The 22105-nt window shown below is 60.9% G+C and carries 23 protein-coding genes, 1 tRNA gene and 1 pseudogene; 10 read left to right on the top strand and 15 right to left on the bottom strand.

Annotated elements, in window-relative coordinates:
• Positions 1-8: 8 nt before the first annotated feature.
• From dnaG to rho, 15 genes and pseudogenes are all read right to left on the bottom strand, one after another.
• The gene (gene dnaG / locus QWI75_RS06185) at positions 9-1811 is read right to left on the bottom strand and encodes a DNA primase (protein ID WP_289267824.1); all 1803 of its coding nucleotides are present in this window, start codon (positions 1809-1811) and stop codon (positions 9-11) included.
• A 252-nt stretch (positions 1812-2063) separates the two neighbouring features.
• Positions 2064-2408, bottom strand: a complete 345-nt coding sequence (locus QWI75_RS06180) for a histidine triad nucleotide-binding protein (protein WP_289267823.1) — start codon at positions 2406-2408, stop codon at positions 2064-2066.
• Positions 2401-3114 carry a bifunctional phosphoribosyl-AMP cyclohydrolase/phosphoribosyl-ATP diphosphatase HisIE gene (gene hisIE / locus QWI75_RS06175; RefSeq protein WP_289267822.1) on the bottom strand — a complete coding sequence of 238 codons (714 nt, stop codon included), beginning with the start codon at positions 3112-3114 and terminating at the stop codon, positions 2401-2403. The genes QWI75_RS06180 and hisIE overlap by 8 nt, the downstream gene beginning before the upstream one ends.
• Before the next feature lie 35 nt (positions 3115-3149).
• The gene (hisF, locus tag QWI75_RS06170; RefSeq protein ID WP_289267821.1) at positions 3150-3947 is read right to left on the bottom strand and encodes an imidazole glycerol phosphate synthase subunit HisF; all 798 of its coding nucleotides are present in this window, start codon (positions 3945-3947) and stop codon (positions 3150-3152) included.
• A 22-nt stretch (positions 3948-3969) separates the two neighbouring features.
• Entirely contained in the window at positions 3970-4692 is a 723-nt protein-coding gene (gene hisA, locus QWI75_RS06165; RefSeq protein ID WP_289267820.1) for a 1-(5-phosphoribosyl)-5-[(5-phosphoribosylamino)methylideneamino]imidazole-4-carboxamide isomerase, read from the bottom strand.
• 6 nt (positions 4693-4698) lie between these two features.
• Complete coding sequence (locus QWI75_RS06160) at positions 4699-5424, bottom strand: hypothetical protein (RefSeq protein ID WP_289267819.1); 726 nt, start codon at positions 5422-5424, stop codon at positions 4699-4701.
• A gap of 44 nt (positions 5425-5468) precedes the next feature.
• Positions 5469-6113: an imidazole glycerol phosphate synthase subunit HisH gene (hisH, locus tag QWI75_RS06155; protein WP_289267818.1), complete on the bottom strand. Its 645-nt coding sequence runs from the start codon at positions 6111-6113 to the stop codon at positions 5469-5471.
• A 33-nt stretch (positions 6114-6146) separates the two neighbouring features.
• Positions 6147-6749, bottom strand: coding sequence for an imidazoleglycerol-phosphate dehydratase HisB (gene hisB / locus QWI75_RS06150; protein ID WP_289267817.1), 603 nt, complete (start codon positions 6747-6749; stop codon positions 6147-6149).
• Positions 6746-8029, bottom strand: coding sequence for a histidinol dehydrogenase (gene hisD / locus QWI75_RS06145; RefSeq protein WP_289267816.1), 1284 nt, complete (start codon positions 8027-8029; stop codon positions 6746-6748). The genes hisB and hisD overlap by 4 nt, the downstream gene beginning before the upstream one ends.
• 101 nt (positions 8030-8130) lie before the next feature.
• Positions 8131-8745, bottom strand: a pseudogene (gene hisG / locus QWI75_RS06140) (ATP phosphoribosyltransferase); the annotation flags it as partial.
• Positions 8746-8764: 19 nt separating this feature from the next.
• Entirely contained in the window at positions 8765-10039 is a 1275-nt protein-coding gene (murA, locus tag QWI75_RS06135) for a UDP-N-acetylglucosamine 1-carboxyvinyltransferase (RefSeq protein ID WP_289267814.1), read from the bottom strand.
• Between the two features lie 88 nt (positions 10040-10127).
• Positions 10128-11024 (bottom strand): peptide chain release factor N(5)-glutamine methyltransferase, encoded by an 897-nt coding sequence (gene prmC, locus QWI75_RS06130; RefSeq protein WP_289267813.1) that lies wholly within the window; start codon positions 11022-11024, stop codon positions 10128-10130.
• A gap of 3 nt (positions 11025-11027) precedes the next feature.
• Positions 11028-12104 (bottom strand): peptide chain release factor 1, encoded by a 1077-nt coding sequence (prfA, locus tag QWI75_RS06125; RefSeq protein ID WP_370693622.1) that lies wholly within the window; start codon positions 12102-12104, stop codon positions 11028-11030.
• A 99-nt stretch (positions 12105-12203) separates the two neighbouring features.
• The gene (gene rpmE / locus QWI75_RS06120) at positions 12204-12410 is read right to left on the bottom strand and encodes a 50S ribosomal protein L31 (protein ID WP_289267811.1); all 207 of its coding nucleotides are present in this window, start codon (positions 12408-12410) and stop codon (positions 12204-12206) included.
• Positions 12411-12437: 27 nt separating this feature from the next.
• Positions 12438-13685: a transcription termination factor Rho gene (gene rho, locus QWI75_RS06115; RefSeq protein WP_289267810.1), complete on the bottom strand. Its 1248-nt coding sequence runs from the start codon at positions 13683-13685 to the stop codon at positions 12438-12440.
• A gap of 600 nt (positions 13686-14285) precedes the next feature.
• Between rho and QWI75_RS06110 the strand changes: the two genes are divergently transcribed.
• From QWI75_RS06110 to QWI75_RS06065, 10 genes are all read left to right on the top strand, one after another.
• Positions 14286-14702 (top strand): DUF2203 domain-containing protein, encoded by a 417-nt coding sequence (locus tag QWI75_RS06110; RefSeq protein WP_289267809.1) that lies wholly within the window; start codon positions 14286-14288, stop codon positions 14700-14702.
• A gap of 69 nt (positions 14703-14771) precedes the next feature.
• Positions 14772-15062, top strand: coding sequence for a YciI family protein (locus QWI75_RS06105; protein ID WP_289267808.1), 291 nt, complete (start codon positions 14772-14774; stop codon positions 15060-15062).
• 205 nt (positions 15063-15267) lie between these two features.
• Positions 15268-16518: a tetratricopeptide repeat protein gene (locus tag QWI75_RS06100; RefSeq protein WP_289267807.1), complete on the top strand. Its 1251-nt coding sequence runs from the start codon at positions 15268-15270 to the stop codon at positions 16516-16518.
• A 256-nt stretch (positions 16519-16774) separates the two neighbouring features.
• Positions 16775-17410, top strand: coding sequence for a carbon monoxide dehydrogenase beta subunit family protein (locus tag QWI75_RS06095; protein ID WP_289267806.1), 636 nt, complete (start codon positions 16775-16777; stop codon positions 17408-17410).
• 56 nt (positions 17411-17466) lie between these two features.
• Positions 17467-18678: a transketolase C-terminal domain-containing protein gene (locus QWI75_RS06090; RefSeq protein WP_289267805.1), complete on the top strand. Its 1212-nt coding sequence runs from the start codon at positions 17467-17469 to the stop codon at positions 18676-18678.
• Between the two features lie 82 nt (positions 18679-18760).
• The gene (locus QWI75_RS06085; RefSeq protein WP_289267804.1) at positions 18761-19666 is read left to right on the top strand and encodes a thiamine pyrophosphate-dependent enzyme; all 906 of its coding nucleotides are present in this window, start codon (positions 18761-18763) and stop codon (positions 19664-19666) included.
• Between the two features lie 19 nt (positions 19667-19685).
• Positions 19686-20393, top strand: a complete 708-nt coding sequence (locus tag QWI75_RS06080; RefSeq protein WP_289267803.1) for a 2-oxoacid:ferredoxin oxidoreductase subunit gamma family protein — start codon at positions 19686-19688, stop codon at positions 20391-20393.
• Positions 20394-20415: 22 nt separating this feature from the next.
• On the top strand, positions 20416-20694 hold the full coding sequence (locus QWI75_RS06075) for a pyruvate ferredoxin oxidoreductase (RefSeq protein ID WP_289267802.1): 279 nt from the start codon (positions 20416-20418) through the stop codon (positions 20692-20694).
• Between the two features lie 89 nt (positions 20695-20783).
• Complete coding sequence (locus QWI75_RS06070) at positions 20784-21053, top strand: hypothetical protein (protein ID WP_289267801.1); 270 nt, start codon at positions 20784-20786, stop codon at positions 21051-21053.
• 97 nt (positions 21054-21150) lie between these two features.
• Positions 21151-21226: transfer RNA gene (locus QWI75_RS06065), tRNA-Asn, on the top strand.
• Positions 21227-22105 lie beyond the last annotated feature (879 nt).

Genomic DNA, 22105 nt, shown 5'->3' with positions numbered 1-22105 from the left:
CCTGTTCCCTACCGATACGCGGCCTTCTGCAATCGTAACTCGTTGACTCGCTCGTTCAATGTCCGCACCTCGTCGGTACGGCCTGCTTGGCTGGCTTCCTTGAGTTGGGCGACCAATTCGGCGAGCAGCCGCTCGTGACGCCTTCGGTCCAGCTTCTCCAGGCATCCACGGATCGATGCCTGCGCATCTTCATCATGGCGTTCCTTCACCGACAGCTCGGCCGCCAGGACCCGGGTTGAATCAACCCCGAGCAACTCGTCCAGCAACGGCCGGAGCAGCAACCGTCCGTCCGCCCCGCGATGCCGGAGCGCCGCCTCTGCGATCGCACGAGTGGCGGGATCGACAAACGAATCAGGCCGCAATCGGCCAAGGTCCTTGGACGAACACTGGCCTTGCAAGAGCAGATGGATCAGTTCCCGCTCCTCCGGGTTGATGTTCTTTTGGAGCACGGGCGCCGCCGCATGAAAGGAGGGGCGACGGGTCGCTCGGCCGGCCCTCTCAACAGAGAGGTATCGCTCGGCCAGCCGCTGCTCGTTGATACCCAGCCGCTCCGCCGCCTGCCGCAGTCGCTCGGCCTTTTCGACGGGATGGCTGATCTTCTGAATAATCTCCACCACGGCGTCCGCCGCGCGCACCTTTTCCTCGATCCGGCCGGAAACAGCCCGTCGCAAACTCTGATCGAGCGCGAAATCCCATAGGCTCGGAGCCTGCTCCAGCAACCGACCGAATCCCTCCGCGCCATGAGCCCGAACAAAGGTGTCGGGGTCATGCCCGTCCGGCAGGCTGACCACGTTCACCGCCAAACCTGTGTCCACGAACAAATTCAACGTGCGCAACGCCGCGCGCACACCGGCTGCATCGGGGTCGAACAATAGCACCACCTGCTTTGCATAGCGGCGCACCGTGCGCACATGCTCGGGGGTCAATGCCGTCCCCAATGTAGCGACCGCTGTCCGGATGCCGGCTTGGTGGAGCGCAATCACATCGAAATAGCCCTCGACGATGATCAGGGTCTGTTGGCGGCCGGCCGCTTCATAGGCTGCATCGAGCGCATAGAGGGTCTGGCCCTTCTTAAAGAGCGGCGTATCTCTGGAGTTGAGATATTTGGGCTCGCCCGGCCCGACCACCCTTCCGCCGAACCCGACCACTCGGCGCCGGAGATCGGTAATCGGAAAGATCACCCGCCCCCGGAACTGGTCGTAGCTGCCGGCACCCTGGGCGCGGGCCCCGCTGTTGCGGGGAACCGCCAGGCCAGCCTCACAGATCTCGGCCTCCGAGAATCCGTCCTTCATGAGGGAGCGGACCAACCGCTCCCAATCCGGTGCGGCATAGCCGAGGCCGAACTGGTCCGCGACGACTTGGTCGATGCCGCGGGATTCCAAATAGTCGCGCCCCGGCTTCCCGATGGCCGGCTCGCTCAATGTATGCCGGAAATGCGCGGCGGCAGCTTGGTTGACCGCCTCCAACCGCCTGCGTCGCTGTGCATCCTGATCGGTTTCAGCCGCCGAGGTCTCGGGGACCTGTACGCCCACCCGGCGCCCTAGCTCCCTCATGGCTTCGGGAAACGTGAGGCCGGACACCTTCATGAAAAAGGCGATGGCGTCACCGCTGGCCCCACAGCCGAAGCAGTGAAACAGTTGCTTCCCGGGACTGACCGTGAAGGAGGGGGTGCGGTCGTCGTGGAAGGGACAACAGGCCTTGAAGTTCTGTCCCGTGCGCGTCAGGGTCATGTGACCCGACACCACATCAATGATGTCGAGCCGTTCCTTGATTTGGGCCAGGATGGCGTCTGAAATCGGGCCTCGACTCACCGCGAGCGAACCTTCCGAGCTGTGCGAGCCCGGAGCCAGCCTACAGTCCTCAGAGGCTCACCCCGGTCTTAGTGAAATAGAGGCAAGAATTGACCGTTCAGGCTAACAAACGATGGGGATCACTGTCAATGAGAGGACGAACCGTGGACCGCGGTGAAGCGCGGCCGGCATCCGCCGGCAGAACCGTCGCAGGCACATGGACCCTCGCTGAGGCAACCGATGGCGCTGGAGGCGGACTTGTTCACCATCATGCTATCCCGGCGGCCAGGTCATGGCCCGCCCGCCGAGCAGATGGAAGTGAAGGTGAAACACGGTCTGGCCGCCGTCCCGACCGCTGTTCGCCACGATCCGATAGCCATGTTCGCCTAAGCCCTTTTGGCGGGCCACGGCGGCGCAAGCCAGCAGCAGATGGCCCAGGATGGCCTGGTCCTCCGGGCCGCACTCACGGAGGGAACTCACATGCTTCCTGGGAATCACGAGGACATGCGTGGGCGCCTGGGGGTGGAGGTCCTCAAAGGCCACACATTGCGGGTCCTGATGGACGATCTTGGCGGGAAGGCTTCCCGCTGCAATACGGCAAAAGAGACAGTCACTCACCGGCGCCTCCTTCCCCGGGGTGAGCCGGACGAAGCCCAGACTTGCCATGGCGGGCAGCCAGTTCCCGGTAGACATCGCTGAGGGGGATCTCGTTGGCTTCCAGGACGATCAGGGTGTGGAAGAGCAGATCGGCCACCTCGTAGACAATCTCCTCCCGCTTGGCGTTCTTGCCGGCGAGCAGAACCTCCCCGGCCTCTTCGACGACCTTCTTGAGGAACCGATCCGGCCCTCCTTCCAGCAGTTTGGACACGTAAGACCCGGCGCGTGGGTTCGCGCGCCGGTCGCGGACGGTTTCCGCGATCCGTTCCAAGATTCCGCCCAACGCGGCGGACGGGTTCCGATCCTGCCCCTCGCTTCCCTTCAACTCGGTGAAAAAGCAGCTCTGCTTGCCTGTGTGGCAGGTCGGGCCAACCGGTTCGGCCTTCACCAGAATCGTATCCTGATCGCAATCGATAAAGAGGTCCTTCACGATCAACCGATGGCCCGAGGTTTCCCCCTTTTCCCACAGTCGCTGCCGGGAGCGACTCCAAAAATGCACGGAGCGGGTGGATCTGGTCCGATCCAACGCCTCCCGATTCATATACCCCAGCATCAGCACGGACCCGTCCCGCCAATCCTGGACGATCGCCGGGATGAGCCCCCGGTCATCGAACTGCACCTCTTGCTCGCCGTCCGCCATGTTCTCCATGTTCTGCATGCTCTGCATGTTCCGATTCTGATCCGCTACCGCAAGCCTTCCACTTATCGCAGGCCTACTGGCTTGGCCTCTGTGGCCAGGCGCACCGGCACCCCACGCTCGGCCAGGTAGGCCTTGGCCTCCGGGATCGTATAGGTCCGGTAGTGAAAAATTGAAGCCGCCAGCACCGCGTCGGCCATCCCTTCGGTCAATCCCTGGTAGAGGTGCTCCAAGGTGCCGACTCCGCCGGACGCAATGACCGGAATCGAGACAGCCCGGGACACGGCCCTTGTCAGTTCAATGTCGTACCCAGCCTGCGTCCCGTCCCGATCCATGCTCGTCAGGAGAATCTCGCCGGCCCCATAGGCCTCCATCCGCTTGGCCCACTCGATGACATCGAGACCGGTGTGACGACGCCCTCCGTGGGTGTAGACCTCCCAGACATTCGGATGGCCCGAACCGGCGCGCTTCGCATCGATCGCGACCACGATACATTGCGTGCCGAACCGGCTTGCCGCGGCCTTGACGAATTCTGGCGACGCGACAGCCGCGGTATTGATGCTGACCTTATCAGCGCCCGCGGTCAGGAGCGCGCGGATGTCGTCCAGGCTGCGGATGCCTCCGCCGACCGTCAATGGCATGAACACCTGCTCGGCCGTGTGCGCGACCACATCCAGGATGATCGCGCGGGCCTCATGGGACGCGGTGATGTCGAGAAAACAGAGTTCGTCCGCGCCTTCGCGATCATACAGCTTGGCGATCTCGACGGGGTCCCCCGCGTCGCGCAGGTTGACAAAACTCACGCCCTTGACGACTCGGCCGTCCTTGACGTCCAAACAGGGAATGATGCGTTTGGTGAGCATGGCTGAGAGCTAGAGCGAGGTCCTATGATCGCACCGCGCGGATCGCTTCGGCAAAATCAAGCTTGCCGTCATAGAGCGCCTTGCCGACGATCGCCGCCTCAAGACGAGGGCCCAAGCTTTGAATCGCCACGAGATCCTCCATGCGCGTGACGCCGCCCGAGGCGATAACCGGGCATGGCGCATGATCGGCGACCTCTTTCAAGGCCGGGAGGTTGGGGCCTGCGAGCATGCCGTCGCGCGCAATGTCCGTATAGACGACCCCCGCCAGCTTCAGTCCCTCCAAGCTCCGGATCAGTTCGACTGCCGATGTCTCGGAGACACTAGTCCATCCTTTCACGGCTACCTTTCCGTTGCGGGCATCAACCCCTACCAATACCCGCCCCGGGAACTCGCGACAAGCCTGTTCGAGAAACGGCCGGTCTGTCAGCGCTACTGTGCCAAGCACCACCCGCGCCACCCCGATCCGGAAATAGCGCCGCACGGTCTCGATCGATCGAATGCCACCGCCGACCTGCACCGAGAGATCGACGGCCTTCACGATCCCTTCGATATGGGTGTCGTTGCTCGGCTTTCCATCGACGGCCCCGTTCAAATCGACCACGTGGAGCCAGGTCGCGCCTTTCTGCTGCCACCCGCGCGCCACGGAGGCCAGATCGTCCGAATAGACCGTTTCTTGAGCCATGTCGCCCTGCCGCAACCGGACGCAACGGCCGTCTTTGATGTCAATCGCCGGAATCACCCGCATGGACCATCACCCTCGATTCGTCGAGCCTTGTCCGCCGTATGGAAACTCCTTGAGCACCTTCTCGACCCCATAGGCCGCCAGCTCTTGCGCGGTGACAAACGCGCCCTTTCGCTCGATAAACCCCCACAGGTCTTCATTCATCGGCCTCTGCTTCTCGTAATAGTTGCCCACCCAGAGAGTGACCCCGTCCGACCCGACGAGGCGCAGCTCAAATCCCACCACGGCCGGGTCGGCTCCCAGCTTGCTGCCGACCCGTTCCCGATACACCAGCACCTTGCCGAACACGACCGCATCCACACCCAGTTGTGTGGCGATCTTGGGCGCGAGGTGTTGGGGTTCGTCACCCTGGGATTCGGCTGCGCTCTCCTTCCAGGCCCGTTCGCCCTCCTGCAGCGACCGCAGGGTCAACCCCGGCCGATTGCTGAGCCGGTCCCAAACCAAACGGGTGACAATCTCGGCCGCTGCCGGAGGCACGACGGTCGTGGCCTGCTCGGTCGGTTGGGTGTCGGGCGGGATAGCGACCGTTATATTGGATCGTCTGGCGCTTGTCGGGACCGACAGTTGATTGGCTCGATCGTCCACCACCTGAGGAGTCTCCAGGGTCTGGAACGGCAGCACCGCGACCGACTTGATGTGATAACGCTCGGCATAGGGAGACGTTTCCGTCTTGACCTTGGTCGGTCCGCATCCGCTTCCCACGACCACAAATCCCGCCACAGCCGCATAGAGCACGAGTCTGAATGCCCATGAGACCCTTCTACTGGCGCATTCCCCGCTCATTGCCAGGCCCCGAAATTCTTGACGATCCGCAACCCGACCGACTGGCTCTTTTCCGGATGGAACTGGCAAGCCACGACATTGTCCCGCCAAATACTTGAGGCAAACGACAGGCCGTAGGTGGTCGTGGTCGCGATCACCGATGGATCGGCCGGCGCCACATAGTAGGAATGCACGAAGTACAGGCTGGCCCCGTTCTCGATCTCGGCCAACGGCGGGGCGCGGCGCTCGATCGTGATCTGATTCCACCCCATGTGCGGCACTTTCAATCCGGCAGAGCCGGCTGGCCGGCTGTCCACCGACGGCTTGCAGGTCCAGGGAAACCGGAGGACACGACCGGACAGGATATCTAATCCCTTGTGCAGGCCGAACTCTTCGCTCTCTGAAAAGAGCACCTGGAATCCCAGGCAAATGCCGAGAAACGGCTTGCCGCTTTGGATGGCGGCGCGGATCGGCTGAATCAGCCCGTAGTGGTCCAGATTCTTCATGCAGTCAGCGAAGGCGCCGACGCCTGGTAACACGACATGGCTCGCGTCGCGAATGACTTGCGGCGAGCGCGTGACCACCGCCGGACAGCCGACGGTTTCGAAGGCCTTCTGCACGCTGCGCAGATTGCCCATCCCATAGTCGATGATGGCGATCATGCTGAGACAGGCCAGGGTCGAGCGATGAACGGACTACAAACTGCCCTTGGTGGATAGCACGCCGGAGACCCGCGGATCAATGGAGGTCGCCTGGTCGAGGGCCTTGGCCAGCGCCTTGAAAATCGCCTCCATGATGTGATGGGGATTGCGGCCGTACATCAGATTCACATGCAGGTTCAGCCCACCGTGCGTGACGAAGGCCTGAAAAAAATCCTCGAAGAGACCCAGGTCGAAGGACTTGATCTTCCGGTCCGGCAGGGTCACGTTGTAGACGAGATAGGGCCGGCCGCTGAGATCCACCGTCACCTGCGCCAAGGTTTCATCGAGCGGCGCCGAGGCAAACCCGAAGCGCTTGATCCCAGCCTTCTCCCCCAAGGCTTGATGCAGGGCCTTGCCCATAACGATCCCGACGTCCTCGACGGTGTGGTGCTCGTCGATGTCGAGATCGCCCTTGGCCTGGACGGTGAGGTCGAAGAACCCGTGCTTCGCCCACAATTCAAGCATATGGTCGAGGAAGCGGATGCCCGTGTCGATCTTGCTCTCGCCGTTCCCATCCAGCGTCCATTCGACGCGAATGTCCGTTTCTTTCGTGGCCCGGTGAATGCCGGCCTGCCGCGGCGCTCCGTTCTTCTTCATAGAAACCTGCTTTCTGCCGACTTGGCATGCGCGTCAAACCCTTCGATATGGGCCAGCCTGACCAGAGGGTCCTTCACCCGCTGCAGCTCCTCCTTGGTGAAGGACACGATGTTGCTGATCTTCACATAGTCGTTCACCGAGAGGGCGGAAAAGAACCGCGCCGTCCCGCCGGTGGGCAGCACGTGGTTCGGCCCCGCGATATAATCCGCGACGGCCGGCGGCGTATAGCGCCCTAGGAACAAAGCCCCGGCATGACGAATGCGCTCCAGATAATCGAAGGGTCGCTCGGTCGCGACCGACAGGTGCTCGGCGGCAATCTCGTTCGCCACGTCGATCGCCCGTTCCATCGATTCGACGACAAACGCCACTGCGTGCCGGCTGATCGCCTTGGCGGCGATGGCGGTCCGCGACAACTGCTTCACCTGGGCTTGCACGGCTCGCGCCACATTGTCCGCCATTTTACGGGACGGCGTCACTAGATAGACCTTGGCATGCTCGTCATGCTCGGCTTCGCAGAGCAGATCCGCCGCCACGTGGGACGGGTTCGCCGACTCATCGGCCAGCACCAACAGCTCGCTCGGTCCGGCCATCATGTCGATGCCGACCACGCCGTAGAGGAGCTTCTTCGCGGTGGCGACATAGATATTTCCCGGGCCGACAATCTTGTCCACCTTGGCGATCGTCTTGGTCCCATAGGCCATTGCGGCCACGGCCTGCACTCCCCCGACCCTGTAGATTTCATCGACCCCGGCAATATCAGCCGCCACCAACAAGTACGGGTTGATGCCGGCCTGTCCGGAGGGCGTGCACATCGTTACCCGCCGCACCCCTGCGACCTTGGCGGGAATGGCGGCCATCAACACGGTGGAAGGATACACCGCCTTTCCACCCGGCACGTAGAGCCCGACGACATCCAAGGGCAGCACGGCCTGCCCTAATGTCGCCCCCTGTTCCTGATACATCCAGGTCTTGGTCCGCTGTCGCTCGTGGAACGTCGCGATCCGCTGCGCGGCCAGCCTGAGCGCATCGCCGTCCTCCTTGCGGATCTTGTAATAGGCTTCCTTGATCTCCTCCGGCGTGACGCGCATCGCGTCCGGCGTGAGGCTCACCCGATCGAATTTCTTTGCATAGCGCAGCACTGCCCGATCGCCGCCGCGCTCGACCGCCTTGAGGATCGTCCGCACGGCCGGCTCGACCGCCCCGGTGTCCTGCCGCCCCCGCTGCACGACCTTCTCAAGCGCGGCCTTGAAGCCCCGGTCTGAATAGGCAATCACCTTCATGCAAGACTCCGATCTCGGCCGGCAAGGGCGCCGCGCTCTGCGGATCGAGGCCGTTTCCCGCCTCGGCCGGCGGCGACCATTTTCCCATCACCGGGCCGAGTCCTCCGCAACGCTTCAAGCAACGACATCACCGCCTGGTACTTGAGCTTCAGGCTGGCCCGATTGACGATCAGCCGAGCGGTCGAGCGGGCGATCACGTCGATTTCCACGAGATCGTGCGCTTTCAACGTATTGCCCGTTTCAACCAGATCGACGATGCGATCGGCCAAGCCCAGTACCGGCGCCAATTCGATCGAGCCGTACAGTTTGATGATTTCGACCGGAATGCCCTTTTGATTGAAGTACCGCTCCGTAATGGTGGGATACTTCGTCGCGACCCGGACCTTGGACGATAGCCGGCTCCGCGACTCCTGGCCACGGAGCGCCGCCACGGACAGCCGGCAGGCGCCGATTTTGAGATCCACCGGCTCATAGACATCCGGGTTCTGCTCCAGCAACACATCCTTGCCGACGACTCCGATATCCGCCGCTCCATGCTCGACATAGGCCGGCACGTCACTGGGTCTGACGATCAGATAGGTGATGCCACGATCCCCATAGGTGAACACCAGCCTACGGCTGTCTTCGGTCAGGTCCTTCGTGGGATAGCCGGCCTCGGCGAACAGGGGCAACGTTTGCCCCAGCAGCTTCCCTTTGGATAAGGCAATGGTCAACATGACGTTTGCGCGCCGGTGGTTAAGCGATCTTGACACTCTGGGAGCCCTTCTGCCGTTGGATGATGCCCCCGAGCGCGCCGAGCTTTTCCTCCAGCCGCTCGTACCCCCGGTCCAGGTGATAGATGCGTGACACTTCGGTCACCCCGTCCGCCGCCAGACCCGCCAAGACCAGTCCCGCGCTCGCGCGAAGGTCGGAGGCCATCACCGGCGCGCCAGTCAATCGCTCGCAACCGGTCACGACCGCATGGTGGCCTTCGATCTTGATGTCGGCGCCCATCCGTTGCAACTCCTGGATGTGCATGAACCGCCCTTCAAAAATCGTTTCCGTCACCACGCTGGTCCCCCTGGAGATCGCCAGCAACGCGACCATCTGAGCCTGCATGTCAGTCGGAAAGGCCGGATAGGCCCCGGTCTTGATATCCGTGGCGACCGGCCGTTGATCACACCGGACGCGAAGGGTTTCTTTTCCCTCTTCGACCGTCACCCCGCAGGCCCGGAGCTTGAGCGTGAGCGATTCCAAATGGTCGGGACGGCAGGACTCCACACAGACATCCCCGCGCGTCATGGCGCCCGCCACCAGATAAGTGCCGGTCTCGATCCGATCGGGGATGACTTCATGGTCCGCTCCATGGAGCTGCCCGACTCCTTCAATCGTGACGACGTCGGTCCCGGCCCCCTCGATTCGGGCTCCGCGCTTGACGAGGAAACTTGCCAGGTCACCGACCTCCGGCTCCTTGGCAGCGTTTTCGATCACGGTCACCCCGTCAGCCAGACAGGCCGCCATCATGAGGTTCTCGGTGCCCGTGACGGTCGAGACGTCGCAATAGATGCGCGCCCCCTTGAGACGCGACGCCCTGGCTCGGATATAGCCATGCTCGATCGAGACTTCCGCTCCCAGTTTGGCCAGGCCGGCGAGGTGAAAATTGACCGGGCGAGAGCCGATCGCGCAGCCTCCTGGCAGCGATACGGTCGCTTCGCCCCATCGCGCCACGAGGGGGCCAAGGACCAGGATCGACGCGCGCATCGTCCGAACCAAATCATATGGAGCTTCGCTCGATCGGAGTTGATCGCACTTGGCGACGACTCGATCCCCTTCCTGGCTGATCGAGCAACCCAACAGGTTCAGCAGCTTGATCATGGTCACCACGTCCACGACCCGAGGCACGTTGGACAGTTCGCACTCACCCGCGCCGAGAATGGTCGAGGCCAGGATGGGCAAGGCTGCGTTCTTGGCTCCGCTGGCCTTGATGGTGCCCCGCAACCTGGTTCCTCCGCTGATGACGAGACGGTCCATGGAGAGACTTGCCGACTACTTGACGCGTTTATTCACGAGAGGCTCGATTTTGCCCTTTATCCGCGCGGATTGCTCGCCATTTCCACGATCAGGCTGGCCGCTCCGCCCACACGATCCGTTCGATCCCCTGTTGATCTGGGATGGTGCGAATGGTCCGATACCCGCCCTGCGCCCGCACCAAGTCGACGCAGGCCGGCGCAGATCCCGCTCCCACCTCCATGGCCAAGATCCCACCGTGAGCCAGGTACCGGAGAGCCCCCGAGATCAGCCGCCGATGGATCGTCAGCCCGTCCGGACCGCCTGCCAGCGCCAGACGCGGCTCAAACCGCCCAACTTCGGGCTGGAGTCTATCCAATTCGTCTTCAGGAATATAGGGGGGGTTGGAGAGGATGGCCGTCACTCGCCCTTGAGCCGAAACAGTCTCAAGCGGCTCCAACAGATCCCCTTTCATCAACGTCACGCGATCGGCAACCCCATGCCGCATCAGGTTTTCATGGGCTACCTGGAGGGCAGCCCGCGAGCAGTCGATCCCATAGATTTCCGCCTGCGGCAAGTTTAGGGCAAGACTCACCGCGATACAGCCGGAACCGGTTCCGACATCTGCGATCAAGGGTCTCGGAGTCGTGACCAGTCGCCGCGCCGTTTCCTCGACCAACAGTTCCGTCTCGGGTCGAGGGATCAGCACAGCGGGAGTCACGGTGAAAGCACGACCGCAAAACTCCTGGCTGCCCAACAGGTATTGCAACGGCTCCCGCGCAGCCCGCCGGCGCAACAGGTCCTCAGCCCGCTGATGCTGAACCGGCGAGACCGGTCGCTCGCCGTCGAGCCGAAGCTGAAGGTGAGTCCGTTCCAGCACTGCTTCGAGAATCCACAGGGCCTCCTGCCCTGCCGATTCGATCCCAGCCGCCTGGAGCCGCTTGATTCCTTCACGCAGCAGTGTCGTGATGGTTATCCGGCCCGCTTCCTCTGCCAGGGATTCGGCCATCGGTCATGCCTCTTGCGGCGAGTTCGTTTGAGCCTGGGCCTGCGCCGCGCGCAATCCCTCCACGATTTCGTCGAGGTCGCCTTCCAGCACCTGATCCAGGCGATGAAGAGTCAGGCCGATTCGATGATCGGTCACCCGGTTTTGCGGAAAGTTGTAGGTCCTGATCTTCTCGCTGCGGTCACCGCTCCCGACCTGGGCCTTGCGATGCTGCGCAATTTCCGCCTCCTGTTTTTCCCGTTCGGCTTCGACGATGCGGGCCCGCAGGGTTCGCATGGCCTTGTTGCGATTCTTGAGCTGGGAGCGTTCGTCCTGACAACTCACCACAACCCCGGTTGGAATATGCGTGATCCGCACCGCCGAATAGGTGGTGTTGACGCTTTGGCCGCCGGCGCCGGATGAGCAGAAGGTGTCGATGCGAAGATCCTTCGGATCGATCTTCACCTCCACCTCATCGACTTCCGGCATCACCGCCACGGTAACGGCGGAAGTGTGAATGCGTCCACTGGCCTCCGTGACGGGCACCCGCTGCACCCGGTGCACGCCGCTCTCGTACTTGAGATGGCCGAACGCGCCCTTTCCCTCGACAAGGACGATGATTTCCTTATAGCCGCCGATCCCGGTCTCCGACGCATCGACCAGCTCGGTCCTCAGCCCTTTGCGCTCCGCGTACTTCATGTACATGCGGAGCAGATCGCCCGCGAACAGGGCGGCCTCCTCGCCTCCCGTGCCGGCGCGTATCTCCAGGAAGACGCTTTTCTCGTCCCTCGGATCTTTGGGCACGAGCAACTCGAACGCGCGCTGTTCAAGCTCGCGGCGACGGGCTTCCAGCTGCTGCGCCTCCTCCTGGGCAAGCCCGCGCAGGTCCGCGTCCGCGGCGCCGTCGTCGAGCAACTGCAGGACCTCCTCCTGCTGCCGGAGGAGGTCCTGTCGAGCGTCAAACAGTTGCGCGAGATCTTCGAGCTCTAGTCGTTCTTTGTTGAGCTTGCGAATGAGGGCCGGCTGGGTAAGCACGGCCTCGTCGTGAAGTTGGCGGACCAATTCATCGTGGCGAGCCTTGGCCGCTTCCCACTTGGAGAGCAGAGCGGTTTCCTTGATGTCCGACACTGGTCCGTTGGCCACGGGATGGCCTCTCGTTTCCATGTTGGCAGGTGACGTGAGACATGACGCACCGGCTGCGAACTATGTGGCTTTCTTGGCGTACTTCTTTTTAAACCGCTCGACCCGCCCTTCCGTATCGACGATCTTCTGCATGCCCGTGAAGAACGGATGGCAGCTCGAACAGATATCGACCTTCAGATCACCGACCGTCGTGCGCGTGCTGAACCGCGCGCCGCAAGCACAACTGATCCAGGCCGTCCGGTACCCGGGATGAATGCCTTTCTTCATGTACGTATCCTTTCAAGCTCCACCCAGTTAGCGATTCATCGACAACAGAAAATCTTGATTGCTTTTGGTTCCCTGCATCTTGTCCATCAAGAACTCCATGGCCTCGACCGTTCCCAGCGGACTCAGCACCTTCCGCAGGATCCACATCTTATTGAGGCGATCCTTGTCCACCAGGAGTTCCTCTTTTCGCGTGCCGGACTGGGCGATGTCAATAGCCGGGAAGATCCGCTTGTCCGCCAGCCGGCGATCAAGGTGGACTTCCATATTGCCCGTTCCCTTGAACTCTTCGAAAATGACATCGTCCATGCGGCTGCCGGTATCGACCAGGGCGGTCGCCATGATCGTGAGGCTCCCCCCGTTCTCGATGTTGCGGGCGGCGCCGAAGAACCGCTTGGGGCGCTGCAACGCATTGGAATCCAATCCGCCGGACAGAACCTTGCCGCTCGGCGGCGCGATCGTATTATAGGCGCGCGCCAGACGGGTGACGCTGTCCAGCAGAACAACAACATCCCGCTTGTGCTCGACGAGTCGCTTGGCCTTCTCCAACACCATTTCCGCAACCTGGGCATGGCGCTGCGCCGGCTCGTCGAACGTCGAGCTGATCACCTCGGCGCGGACCTGCCGCTGCCAGTCGGTGACCTCCTCCGGACGCTCGTCGATCAGCAAGACGATCAAGACCACCTCGGGATGGTTCTTGATGATGGCCCGGGCAATGGCCTGCAAGAGCATGGTCTTGCCGGTTCGCGGCGCAGCCACGATCAATCCACGCTGTCCCTTCCCAATGGGCGTAGTCAGATCCATGACCCGCGTACAATACTCTTCCGGATCGTATTCGAGCTTGATCCGCTCTTCGGGGTACAGCGGCGTCAGGTTGTCGAACAGAATCTTGTCCCGCGCGACCTCCGGATCCTCGAAATTGACCTTCTCGACCTTCAAAAGCGCGAAATACCGTTCGCTCTCCTTGGGCGGCCTGATCTGGCCCGAGACAATGTCGCCGGTCCGGAGATTAAAGCGGCGAATCTGGGAGGGAGATATATAGATATCATCCGGCCCGGGCAGATAATTTGAATCGGGCGCCCTCAGGAATCCGAATCCATCCGGGAGTGTTTCCAAGACTCCCTCGCCGAACACCACGCCGTTCTTCTCGGTTTGCGCCTGCAGGATGGCAAAGATCAGCTCCTGCTTGCGCAAATTGGCCGCGTTCTCGATTTTCAGGTCGCGGGCCACTTCGTTCAGATCGGCGATTGACTTCTGCTTCAATTCAGCCAAATGCATACAATCCCCCTTGGCAGGTCACACTACCCCGCTCGTGCTGCTGCACGTAATAGGACGTGAATAATATGAGAAAGTGACAACAATAACGACTGATCTCACGCGACCTGATTAATTATTGTGGTCTTATGGGTACTTGATGTAATGGACAAGTTCTGGTGGTTCGCCTCGGCTAGATCTCGGGTTTATGCATGGCCTGGCTAGAGTTGAGAGGTCTTGGCATGGGAAATGGATGACGAGCGGCCGGTTGACTGCGCGAGCCGATGGCCCTTATTGTCGTTCGCCCACTGGAGGCAGCCACGAATAGCACAGCACGAAACCTCATGTATCAGGAGCCTTCCGGCTTCCCCGAATTGTTGTTCGCGAAATCGACTCCGAGAGTTGGCGTAAAGCGGTTGGGGTAATCAGGGTCCGGTAAGTACGATCAATGTCATGCTAACGCCGGGATATTGTAATGTCAAGTAGCAGACAGAAATTCCCGCCCTTTACTGTTAGGTGCCGTCTTGTTCATTCAGAAGGTCTTCAGCCGCGACTTCTCCCGCCCGCGAGACCCGTTGCGTCACTCTGCGGCTTGTGCTAAGCAGTCGCTTGAGGAACAGTCCCATGGATGAACATGAGCCGACCGATCCCCAGGAACGAACCTTTTCTCTCACGGAAGCGAACGTCCTCATTCCTCACTTGAGAGCGCAATTTCTGCGCATCCGAACGGCCCGCGCCGTCCTGGCTAAGATCGGAGAGGAGATCCGGAAGGCCAGCGCGAACAGCGAAATGGGAGGCGGCAGCCCTTACGGAGGCCGCTATCTCCAATCCCTGGATGACATTGCGAGCGGCATCCTGGCGCTACAGGAAACCGGCGTGTTGATTAAGGACCTGGACAGCGGGCTCTGCGATTTTCCGCACCATTCGGAAGGCCGCATTGTCTACCTCTGCTGGCAATTGGGCGAAGAGGAAATCCGTTGGTGGCACGAAATCACCAGCGGCTTTCAAGGCCGACAGCCCCTTGAATCGCTGACCCGATAGCGCTTGAACATTTCACGACAGATCATCTTCTGCATCATTGTCCCATAAAAGCCAGAAGCGGTTGAACATATGATGAAATTCGTTATTCTTGGCTTCGACGGCCCCGAAGGAGAAGCGAGACGAAAAATCCATCGACCGGCGCACCTGGCACGGTTGGAGCCACTCGATGCCCAGGGCCGAGTGGTGCTGGCCGGGCCCTTGACGGACAAAGCAGGAAGCCTGATTGTCATCGAAGCTGATTCGTTTGAGGAGGCTCAACGATTCGCGCAGGAAGACCCCTATGTCCGATTTGGCGTCTTCGAACGGGTGGAGGTCCATCCCTTTATGCAGGTGTTCCCGAAAGCGGCCCTCCCTTCATAATCTCGTCCAGAGCAGCTCCTCCGGCCTTTGACTCATCCCTCCAGGCGAGCCGCTCTCTCTTCCCGCAGGTCTTCGGTTGACGGTCGTCTTCGTAAGCCCGCGCACTTCAACCTTAAAAACACCCCGCGCTTCACCTCTCACGGTTTGCCCGAAGCACAGTCGGGCGGTAAGCTTTCAAGACAGACTGCTCTCCGACGACGGCCACATGCTGTTTCGCATCCCGTTATCAGTCTTCACTCTGACGGTTATCCTCGCGAACTGTCCCGTTATCCTGGCGGGCGACCTTCGGACCGTCGTCAGCGAGGCCGTCTACGTCATGGCGGACCGAGATACGTTGGCTTCGGCAAAGGAAGCGGCGCTGCTCCGGGCCAAGCAGAAGGCCATCGAGCAGGCCGGGGTGTATGTGGAAAGTTGGTTTACCGACGCATCACGCGAGACGGCCACCGACAGTCGCCACACCAGCTCATTGGTGATCCGTACCATTGCGGCGGCCATCACCGAGACGGAACTCCTCGACCAAGAAAGTTCCATCACCGAAGGACGGCCATCGTTTTATGTCAAGATTCGAGCCGTGGTGGATCGCACACATTTGGCCGAGGCCGTCCGGCGATTGCGATTGGAGGACCGTTTTGCCAGCCATCTTCAACAGCTCAAAACTGAGAATTCCAGCCTCAAGGCCGAGCTTTCCAAGCTGACCCATGAACTGGAAGACTATCGAAACAATCGAAGCCCCGTCCGCATCGAAACGCCGGATGAATTGGTCCAGCGAGCGTTCAAGACCTCCCGGCTTTCCGAGAAAGTGCTATTGGCAACGCAAGCCATCAACATGAATCAACAATTGGCGGAAGCCTACGTGGTGAGGGGACAGACGTACCTGAAGGCGGCCAGCGCGACGAAGGCACGCGAGGGTCCCGATACAGACTTCGACCTTTTCATTCGCATGGCCTCCGACGACTTCTCCCGAGCCCTGGCCATCGACCCCTACCAGACCTGGGCGCTACTGGGCCGTGCGGAACTGCATAGTCTCCAAGGCCACCCTGCCGAATCCCTGAAGGATTATCGGCGGCTCCTGGACATCGACCCCCTCTTTGATCTGGCCCGGCAACAAATGACGGTCTTGGCGATCCACACAGCCAAGAATCAGATGGCCGCCCGTCGTTGGATACAGGCATCGACAACGCTGGATAGCCTGCTGGGCGATGACCCGCTGCCTTCATGGGTCCCGTATCAGGTCGAAGCCTACCTCCTTCGTAGCAGGGTCCGCAGGGCGCTTCACCGCCAGAAGGACGCGCTTGAAGATCTCAACATGCTGTTGGCCGCCCTTCCTCTTCACACGGAGGCCCTGCTCCAGCGCGGGCGATTGTACGAAACCCTTGGCCTGACCGGAGAGGCAATCTCGGACTTCGAGCAGGCCTGCGCCCTGGGCCTGAAAGCCGCTTGTCGATCTTCCTCATAATCACGCCTGTGGCGCGTTGACACCGTTCAGAATCGCTCGCTATAGTAACCGCTTAGATCACGTCGATGGACCTGAAATCGAGGGATCGCGCGCTTAGCCCGAAAGGCCTAAGTTGTGGATCGAGCGATGGCCCGAAATTTCTCCACGGTGGGCCTTCTGTGAACTTGCACAACTCGCTGAGAAAGCATAAAGTGTGGGCCAGCTTCCGCCACGAGCGCGCAATCTCATTTTCTCTAACGTCGGAGCCCGATCAACAATGAGCGAATATCGTGTCTTACCAGGCCCAGAGCATTTCTTGCCTCCCGCCGCCGCATCCATGGGCATCGTCCTGCCGAATCCGGGAGAAGCCCATATCAACGGCGTCATCGTCCCGGAAGAAAAGGCCATGGAGGAGGCGGCACGGCAGTTTCTCATGGCCCGCGTTCCGACGATCTTCCCCGGCCCGTTGGTGCTGTGGGCCTGGAATGAAAAGGCGGCGAAAAAGGCGGCGGCGGTCCGGCACCTGTATGAAACGATCAAGGAATGTGTCACGCCCGAACAAAAGGCGATGCTCATTCCCATGCCCGACTATCGTCCCAAGTACCCGAAAATCAATCCTGAAATCGAGATCAACCCGAACCACCCGAATCTGACGATCTGGCACAACAAGATCGATGCCTGCATGTTCGTGGGCGTACATTGCCACCAAGCGAACCTGTCGCTCAAGATCATCCGTGGCGGCACGTCCTGTTATACGATCGCCATGTGCGCCCAGGCTGGTCACGAGGACGCGATGCTGTCGTTCCGCGACGCGACGGTTGAAAAAATCCTGCGTCTCGCGGAGTGGGTCAAGAGATTGAAAGGCTCAGTCACCGTGCGCAAAACGGCCGGGCGCAGTACGGCATCCAATTAAACCCATCGACCTAATCCGGAAGCCCGAATGGGCTGACTGACAAGGAGGCTCGATCCATGGCTGACGTCAAATCCCTGATCGGGACACAAAATAAAAAAGGGCAGACCTACACTGACCCGTGGAAGATGATGCACGAGGCGCCTCGCACCCCGTCGTTCTACACGGGCAGCGAGGTGATCAAGGAGGCCATCCGCCGCGCCAGTTGCGACGTGATGATCGCCTACCCCATTACGCCGCAGTCGGAAGCGGCGGCCTTGATCGGGGAATTGTTTGCAGAGGGTTATATCGGCGATTACTTCCGTGGAGAGAGCGAGTTTGCCGTCATGTCGCAATGTGCCGGCGCCGCATTCGGCGGAGCCCGCGTCTTCACGACCACCGCGGGACCGGGCACCATGCGCGCAATGGAAAACTTCCCCATGTGGGCCGGCGCGCGGCTGCCGATCCAGATGATCGTGACCTGTCGGGGCATCAACTCCCCGTTGTCGATCCAGCCCGATACGCTCGAGATCTCCTACCTGCTTAATACCGGTATGCTCGTCTGGCACGCCGAGACCGCCCAGGACTTCTTCGATTGGATTCTGAAGGGCTACATGGTGTCCGAGGAGCCCGATGTGCATCTGCCGCTGGCCCTCTGCTGCGACGGCTTCTTCGTCACGCATACGAAGGACGTCGTGCAACTGACGCCGGCCGATATGTGCCTGCCGCCCTACGATCCCTACCGCTCGCCCGTCCCCTGCATGGATATGGAATGTCCGCCGGTCCGGATGATGCGCGATCCCTTCGTGATGAAGAGCAATTACATCAGCTACGCCACCCATGCCAGTTGGCAACAGGAGGTGTGGGCGGCGGTGGAGCGCTCGCGCAAGCATACGAGTCACTGGATCAACGGCCTCATCGATGCGGAGAACACGGACGCCGACGTGATGATCGTGTCGTCGGGCACGGCAGTCTCTCAGGGACGGGAAGCGATCCGCCTGTTGGAAGACGAGGGCGTTCGGTGCGGTCTCGTGAAAGTGAAAGCGCTGCGCCCCTGGCCGGGCGAGGAAATTCGCGAAGCGACCAAGCACGCGAAGCATATTTTCGTGCCGGAGTTCAACGTCACCGGCTGGCTGGCGAAAGAGATCCGGGCGACGATTCCGAACAGCGACCGCGTCCACGCCGGTCCCCATGTCTGCGGCGGGATGACCATGCCGCCGGAAATCATCGTGTCGGAAATCAAGACCGCGCTCGGGATGAAGACCTTCTCCCTCGCCGGACGCGGCAGTTGAGACGCAGACCGGTCAGAGGTTCATGAGGATCAGCCAACAGAGTTTGCCATACCGATAGACTGACGCCGTAGAGGAGGCCCCAATGAGCAAAGAGCGGATTAAGATCGCACCGGAACTCTTCGATATCATGCCGCCGGAGTATCAGGATCTCGTCCAGCGATCCACCTATGGAAAAGAAGACCGCGGATGGAAGGACATCGGCAACTCCAAGGAGTTGATCGAGCAACATTCCTTGTGCGCCGGCTGTCCGGAATCCATGGCCTTCCGGTACATTCTCGCCTCTTTGCCGGCTCCCGAGGACACGGTCATGGTCGGGTCCACCGGCTGTACGAGCCTCGTGTTCCCCATGGTGGCCGTCCACAACATCCACTCGCTGTTCGGCAACCAGAACGCCATCGCCTCCGGCTTGAAGCGGGCCCTGACGGTCCGCTTTCCGGGCAAGGTCAAGGATGTAGTCGTGCTGGCGGGCGACGGAGCGACGGTGGACATCGGATTGGACATGACCTTGCAGGCCTGGTTCCGCCAGGAAAAGTTCACCACGATCTGCTTCGACAACGAGCTGTACGCCAACACCGGCGGCCAGGAGAGTGGGCTGATGCAGAAGGGCTTCGTCGCCAAGATGGCGCCGGTGGGCAAGCTGTTCGACAAGGTGCGGTTGCCGGAAATCGCCCGCGAATCGGGCTGCCATTACGTGGTGAATTGCACGGTGAGCAAGCCCTCGCTCGTCGAGAAAGTCATCCGCAACGCCGTCATGATCGCCCGGGAGATCGGACCGACCTATCTGCAACTCTATACGCCCTGCATTCTGGAGATCGGCAAGAACAGCATGGAGGGCCTCCAGGAAATGCGGGATTCCGAGAAGCCGACCGAGCGGTTCGCCTACAAGGAGTACATCAGCGAGCCGGCCAAGCAATTCCTGGCCGAGATGGCCGCCAAGGAGAAGGAAAAGAAAGCCGCCGCCAAGCAATTGGCCGGGCAGCAGGCCTAAGCCACCAAGAGGATCGACCATGATTAAAAAACGACTGAATATCCGAATGTCTGGTTTGGGCGGGCAGGGCGCCGTCACGGCCGCGCATGTCATGGCGATGGCGGCCAATCGGGACGGGAAGTTCTCGATCTCCAATCCGTTCTTCGGCGCGGAGAAGCGGATGGCGCCGGCGGAAAGCTATTGCCGCATCGGCATCGAGCGGATCTACGACCGGGGCGAGCTGGTCTTCCCCGACGTCATCGAGGTGTTCCATCCCCAGGTGATCACGATGGGGAAGAGCTACACGATGCCCTTCTATTCCGGCATCAAGGAAGGCGGCGTGGTGATCATCAATTCCGACGTGCCGCTGCTGTCCGAGGAAGACATCGAGCGGCTCAAGGATTTGAACGTCGCCACACTCTACATCCCGGGCACCCAAATCGCGCTGGAAATCGCCGGCACGGAGCTTTCCACGAACATGACCATGATCGGCTCGGTGGCTGGCATCACCAAGTGCGTGACGATGGAAGCCCTCGACGGGGCGCTCCAGGAGCGGTTCGGCAAGAAGTTCGTCGCCTCGGGCGGCACGGCCTCCTTGGACGAGGCCATCAAGAAGAAGTTTGCGAAGAAGGAAATGCTGCTCCAGAAGAATCTGGCCACTGTTCGGCGGGCCTATGAGATCGGAGCGGAGTGGGCCGAGAAAAACAAGGTGGAACTGCGGGTCGGAAATCCGGCGGTCGCGGCGTAATCGAGAGAAGGAAACAGGACGCATGTATAACGTAGCCCAAGTGATCGACGAAAAATGCACCGCCAAGAAGGGATGCCGGCTGTGCATTATGTATTGTCCGGAGGCCAACTGCCTGGACCTCAATGTCAGCAAAATGGTCGCGGAGGTCACCATCGAGCGGTGCAAGGGCTGCGAGCTCTGCGTCGTGGTTTGTAATGCGGCCAAGCACCAGGCGATCGAGATGGTGGCGGTCAGCGCCGACGGCACGCTCATGTCCAAAAAGGGAGAATCCGCCGCCTTGGGTCAAGCCTACCAAGGTTGAGCCTTCGTCGCGGTAGTTGCAGAAACCCCATGGCGTCCGCGCCGTGGGGTTTTTTTATTCGATCCGAACCAGGCAGGGAGCGCACCACGATGGAACGGGAAGACAATACCGTCACCGCATTACTCATGGATATCGCCGGGCTGCTGCGGGAGTTTCCTCAGGCGCTGGAGCAGCGGGCGGCCGAGATCCAGGCCACCGGCAAGGATCCGGAGCTGGTCGGCAAGTTGATGAAAGGCGCGGACGCCATGCGGGACAGCGGCAACATCTACCTGTCCTGGGCCAAGCACTATGCCGACCTCTCCGAGGGGAATTCCGACGCCTCGACGGAGGACGACGAGACCGAGGATTTCGACGTGTAACGGAACTCAGCGAGGCGGTATTCCCTTCCCCTGAGTTTGTGCTACAATCGCGCCCTGCCCGACCTCAGCGAGGTCAGCTTCCATACGAAGATCACGTTCCCCGGTAGCTCAGTTGGTAGAGCGATCGGCTGTTAACCGATTGGTCGCAGGTTCGAGTCCTGCCCGGGGAGCCATCATCGGAAGGGCAGCCTCTCAAATGAGCGGTAGCCCTTCCCACTTTTTACCCATCCCGCGTAGTCAAAACTCCCAACCGTGGTCAGTTCGACGACGTCGGTTGTCACGGTTTCGCCGGGTGACTATAATTGATCCATGCCTTCCCACAGCAAAAAAAAGAGGGCCAAATCATCCGTCCGATCCCGCGCGACTCGAAAGAGGCGGGCTGTTTCAATTGGGGACCGGATCGTGCAACTCGCTCGGACTATTCCTCCCGCGGAACTCCATAAACTCCCCACTGACCTTGCCGCGAATCACGACCATTACCTCTACGGCAGTTCAGCGCGGTGAAGGCAGTCTTCGCCGATACCGTCTACTGGATCACCCTCACCAATCCACACGACCAGCACCACGAAGTGGCCTGTAAAGTTTCAGCCACCCACGGCCGGGGCAGAATTGTGACCAGCGAAGCGGTGTGGAGGCAATCCTCAGCGATCCTCTCGTAACAGTACTGCGGTTAAGCCGACGCTCATTCCAGAAAGGCTTTGCGTTCTATAAGGCCAGACCTGACAAAGGTTACAGCCTGACTGACTGCCTTTCGATGACCATGATGCGGGAACGAAAGCTACGGATGGTTCTGACCAGTGACCGCTACTTCGAGCAAGAGGGCTTTACCGCTCTGATGCTCCGCACGGGATCCCGCTGACCATGAGTCCGCCCTACCGCGACGTGAATATCTGGAATAGTAGTGTTCGTGCCAGATAGAGGCTGGGGAGCCACCAGGGCCGGTTTCATCTACAAGATATTTCCTTCTCCAATTCTTCGACCAAAAGCGGTTGTCCTTCTGTCCCAATGGCCTCGGCTGACGCAGGGCGAGCACGCCGGGTCCGCCATCATGC

The organism is Nitrospira tepida (assembly GCF_947241125.1).
GTDB classification, from domain to species: domain Bacteria; phylum Nitrospirota; class Nitrospiria; order Nitrospirales; family Nitrospiraceae; genus Nitrospira_G; species Nitrospira_G tepida.
This window is presented reverse-complemented; position numbering and strand designations above follow the sequence as displayed.

What these genes read in the sequence shown, in the direction of transcription:
- hisIE (WP_289267822.1), bottom strand. Translation starts at nt 3,114, where the DNA reads ATGCAGAGCATGCAGAACATGGAGAACATGGCGGACGGCGAGCAAGAG.
- hisF (WP_289267821.1), bottom strand. Translation starts at nt 3,947, where the DNA reads ATGCTCACCAAACGCATCATTCCCTGTTTGGACGTCAAGGACGGCCGA.
- hisA (WP_289267820.1), bottom strand. Translation starts at nt 4,692, where the DNA reads ATGCGGGTGATTCCGGCGATTGACATCAAAGACGGCCGTTGCGTCCGG.
- hisH (WP_289267818.1), bottom strand. Translation starts at nt 6,113, where the DNA reads ATGATCGCCATCATCGACTATGGGATGGGCAATCTGCGCAGCGTGCAG.
- hisB (WP_289267817.1), bottom strand. Translation starts at nt 6,749, where the DNA reads ATGAAGAAGAACGGAGCGCCGCGGCAGGCCGGCATTCACCGGGCCACG.
- hisD (WP_289267816.1), bottom strand. Translation starts at nt 8,029, where the DNA reads ATGAAGGTGATTGCCTATTCAGACCGGGGCTTCAAGGCCGCGCTTGAG.
- murA (WP_289267814.1), bottom strand. Translation starts at nt 10,039, where the DNA reads ATGGACCGTCTCGTCATCAGCGGAGGAACCAGGTTGCGGGGCACCATC.
- prmC (WP_289267813.1), bottom strand. Translation starts at nt 11,024, where the DNA reads ATGGCCGAATCCCTGGCAGAGGAAGCGGGCCGGATAACCATCACGACA.
- rpmE (WP_289267811.1), bottom strand. Translation starts at nt 12,410, where the DNA reads ATGAAGAAAGGCATTCATCCCGGGTACCGGACGGCCTGGATCAGTTGT.
- rho (WP_289267810.1), bottom strand. Translation starts at nt 13,685, where the DNA reads ATGCATTTGGCTGAATTGAAGCAGAAGTCAATCGCCGATCTGAACGAA.
- QWI75_RS06110 (WP_289267809.1), top strand. Translation starts at nt 14,286, where the DNA reads ATGGATGAACATGAGCCGACCGATCCCCAGGAACGAACCTTTTCTCTC.
- QWI75_RS06105 (WP_289267808.1), top strand. Translation starts at nt 14,772, where the DNA reads ATGATGAAATTCGTTATTCTTGGCTTCGACGGCCCCGAAGGAGAAGCG.
- QWI75_RS06100 (WP_289267807.1), top strand. Translation starts at nt 15,268, where the DNA reads ATGCTGTTTCGCATCCCGTTATCAGTCTTCACTCTGACGGTTATCCTC.
- QWI75_RS06095 (WP_289267806.1), top strand. Translation starts at nt 16,775, where the DNA reads ATGAGCGAATATCGTGTCTTACCAGGCCCAGAGCATTTCTTGCCTCCC.
- QWI75_RS06090 (WP_289267805.1), top strand. Translation starts at nt 17,467, where the DNA reads ATGGCTGACGTCAAATCCCTGATCGGGACACAAAATAAAAAAGGGCAG.
- QWI75_RS06085 (WP_289267804.1), top strand. Translation starts at nt 18,761, where the DNA reads ATGAGCAAAGAGCGGATTAAGATCGCACCGGAACTCTTCGATATCATG.
- QWI75_RS06080 (WP_289267803.1), top strand. Translation starts at nt 19,686, where the DNA reads ATGATTAAAAAACGACTGAATATCCGAATGTCTGGTTTGGGCGGGCAG.
- QWI75_RS06075 (WP_289267802.1), top strand. Translation starts at nt 20,416, where the DNA reads ATGTATAACGTAGCCCAAGTGATCGACGAAAAATGCACCGCCAAGAAG.
- QWI75_RS06070 (WP_289267801.1), top strand. Translation starts at nt 20,784, where the DNA reads ATGGAACGGGAAGACAATACCGTCACCGCATTACTCATGGATATCGCC.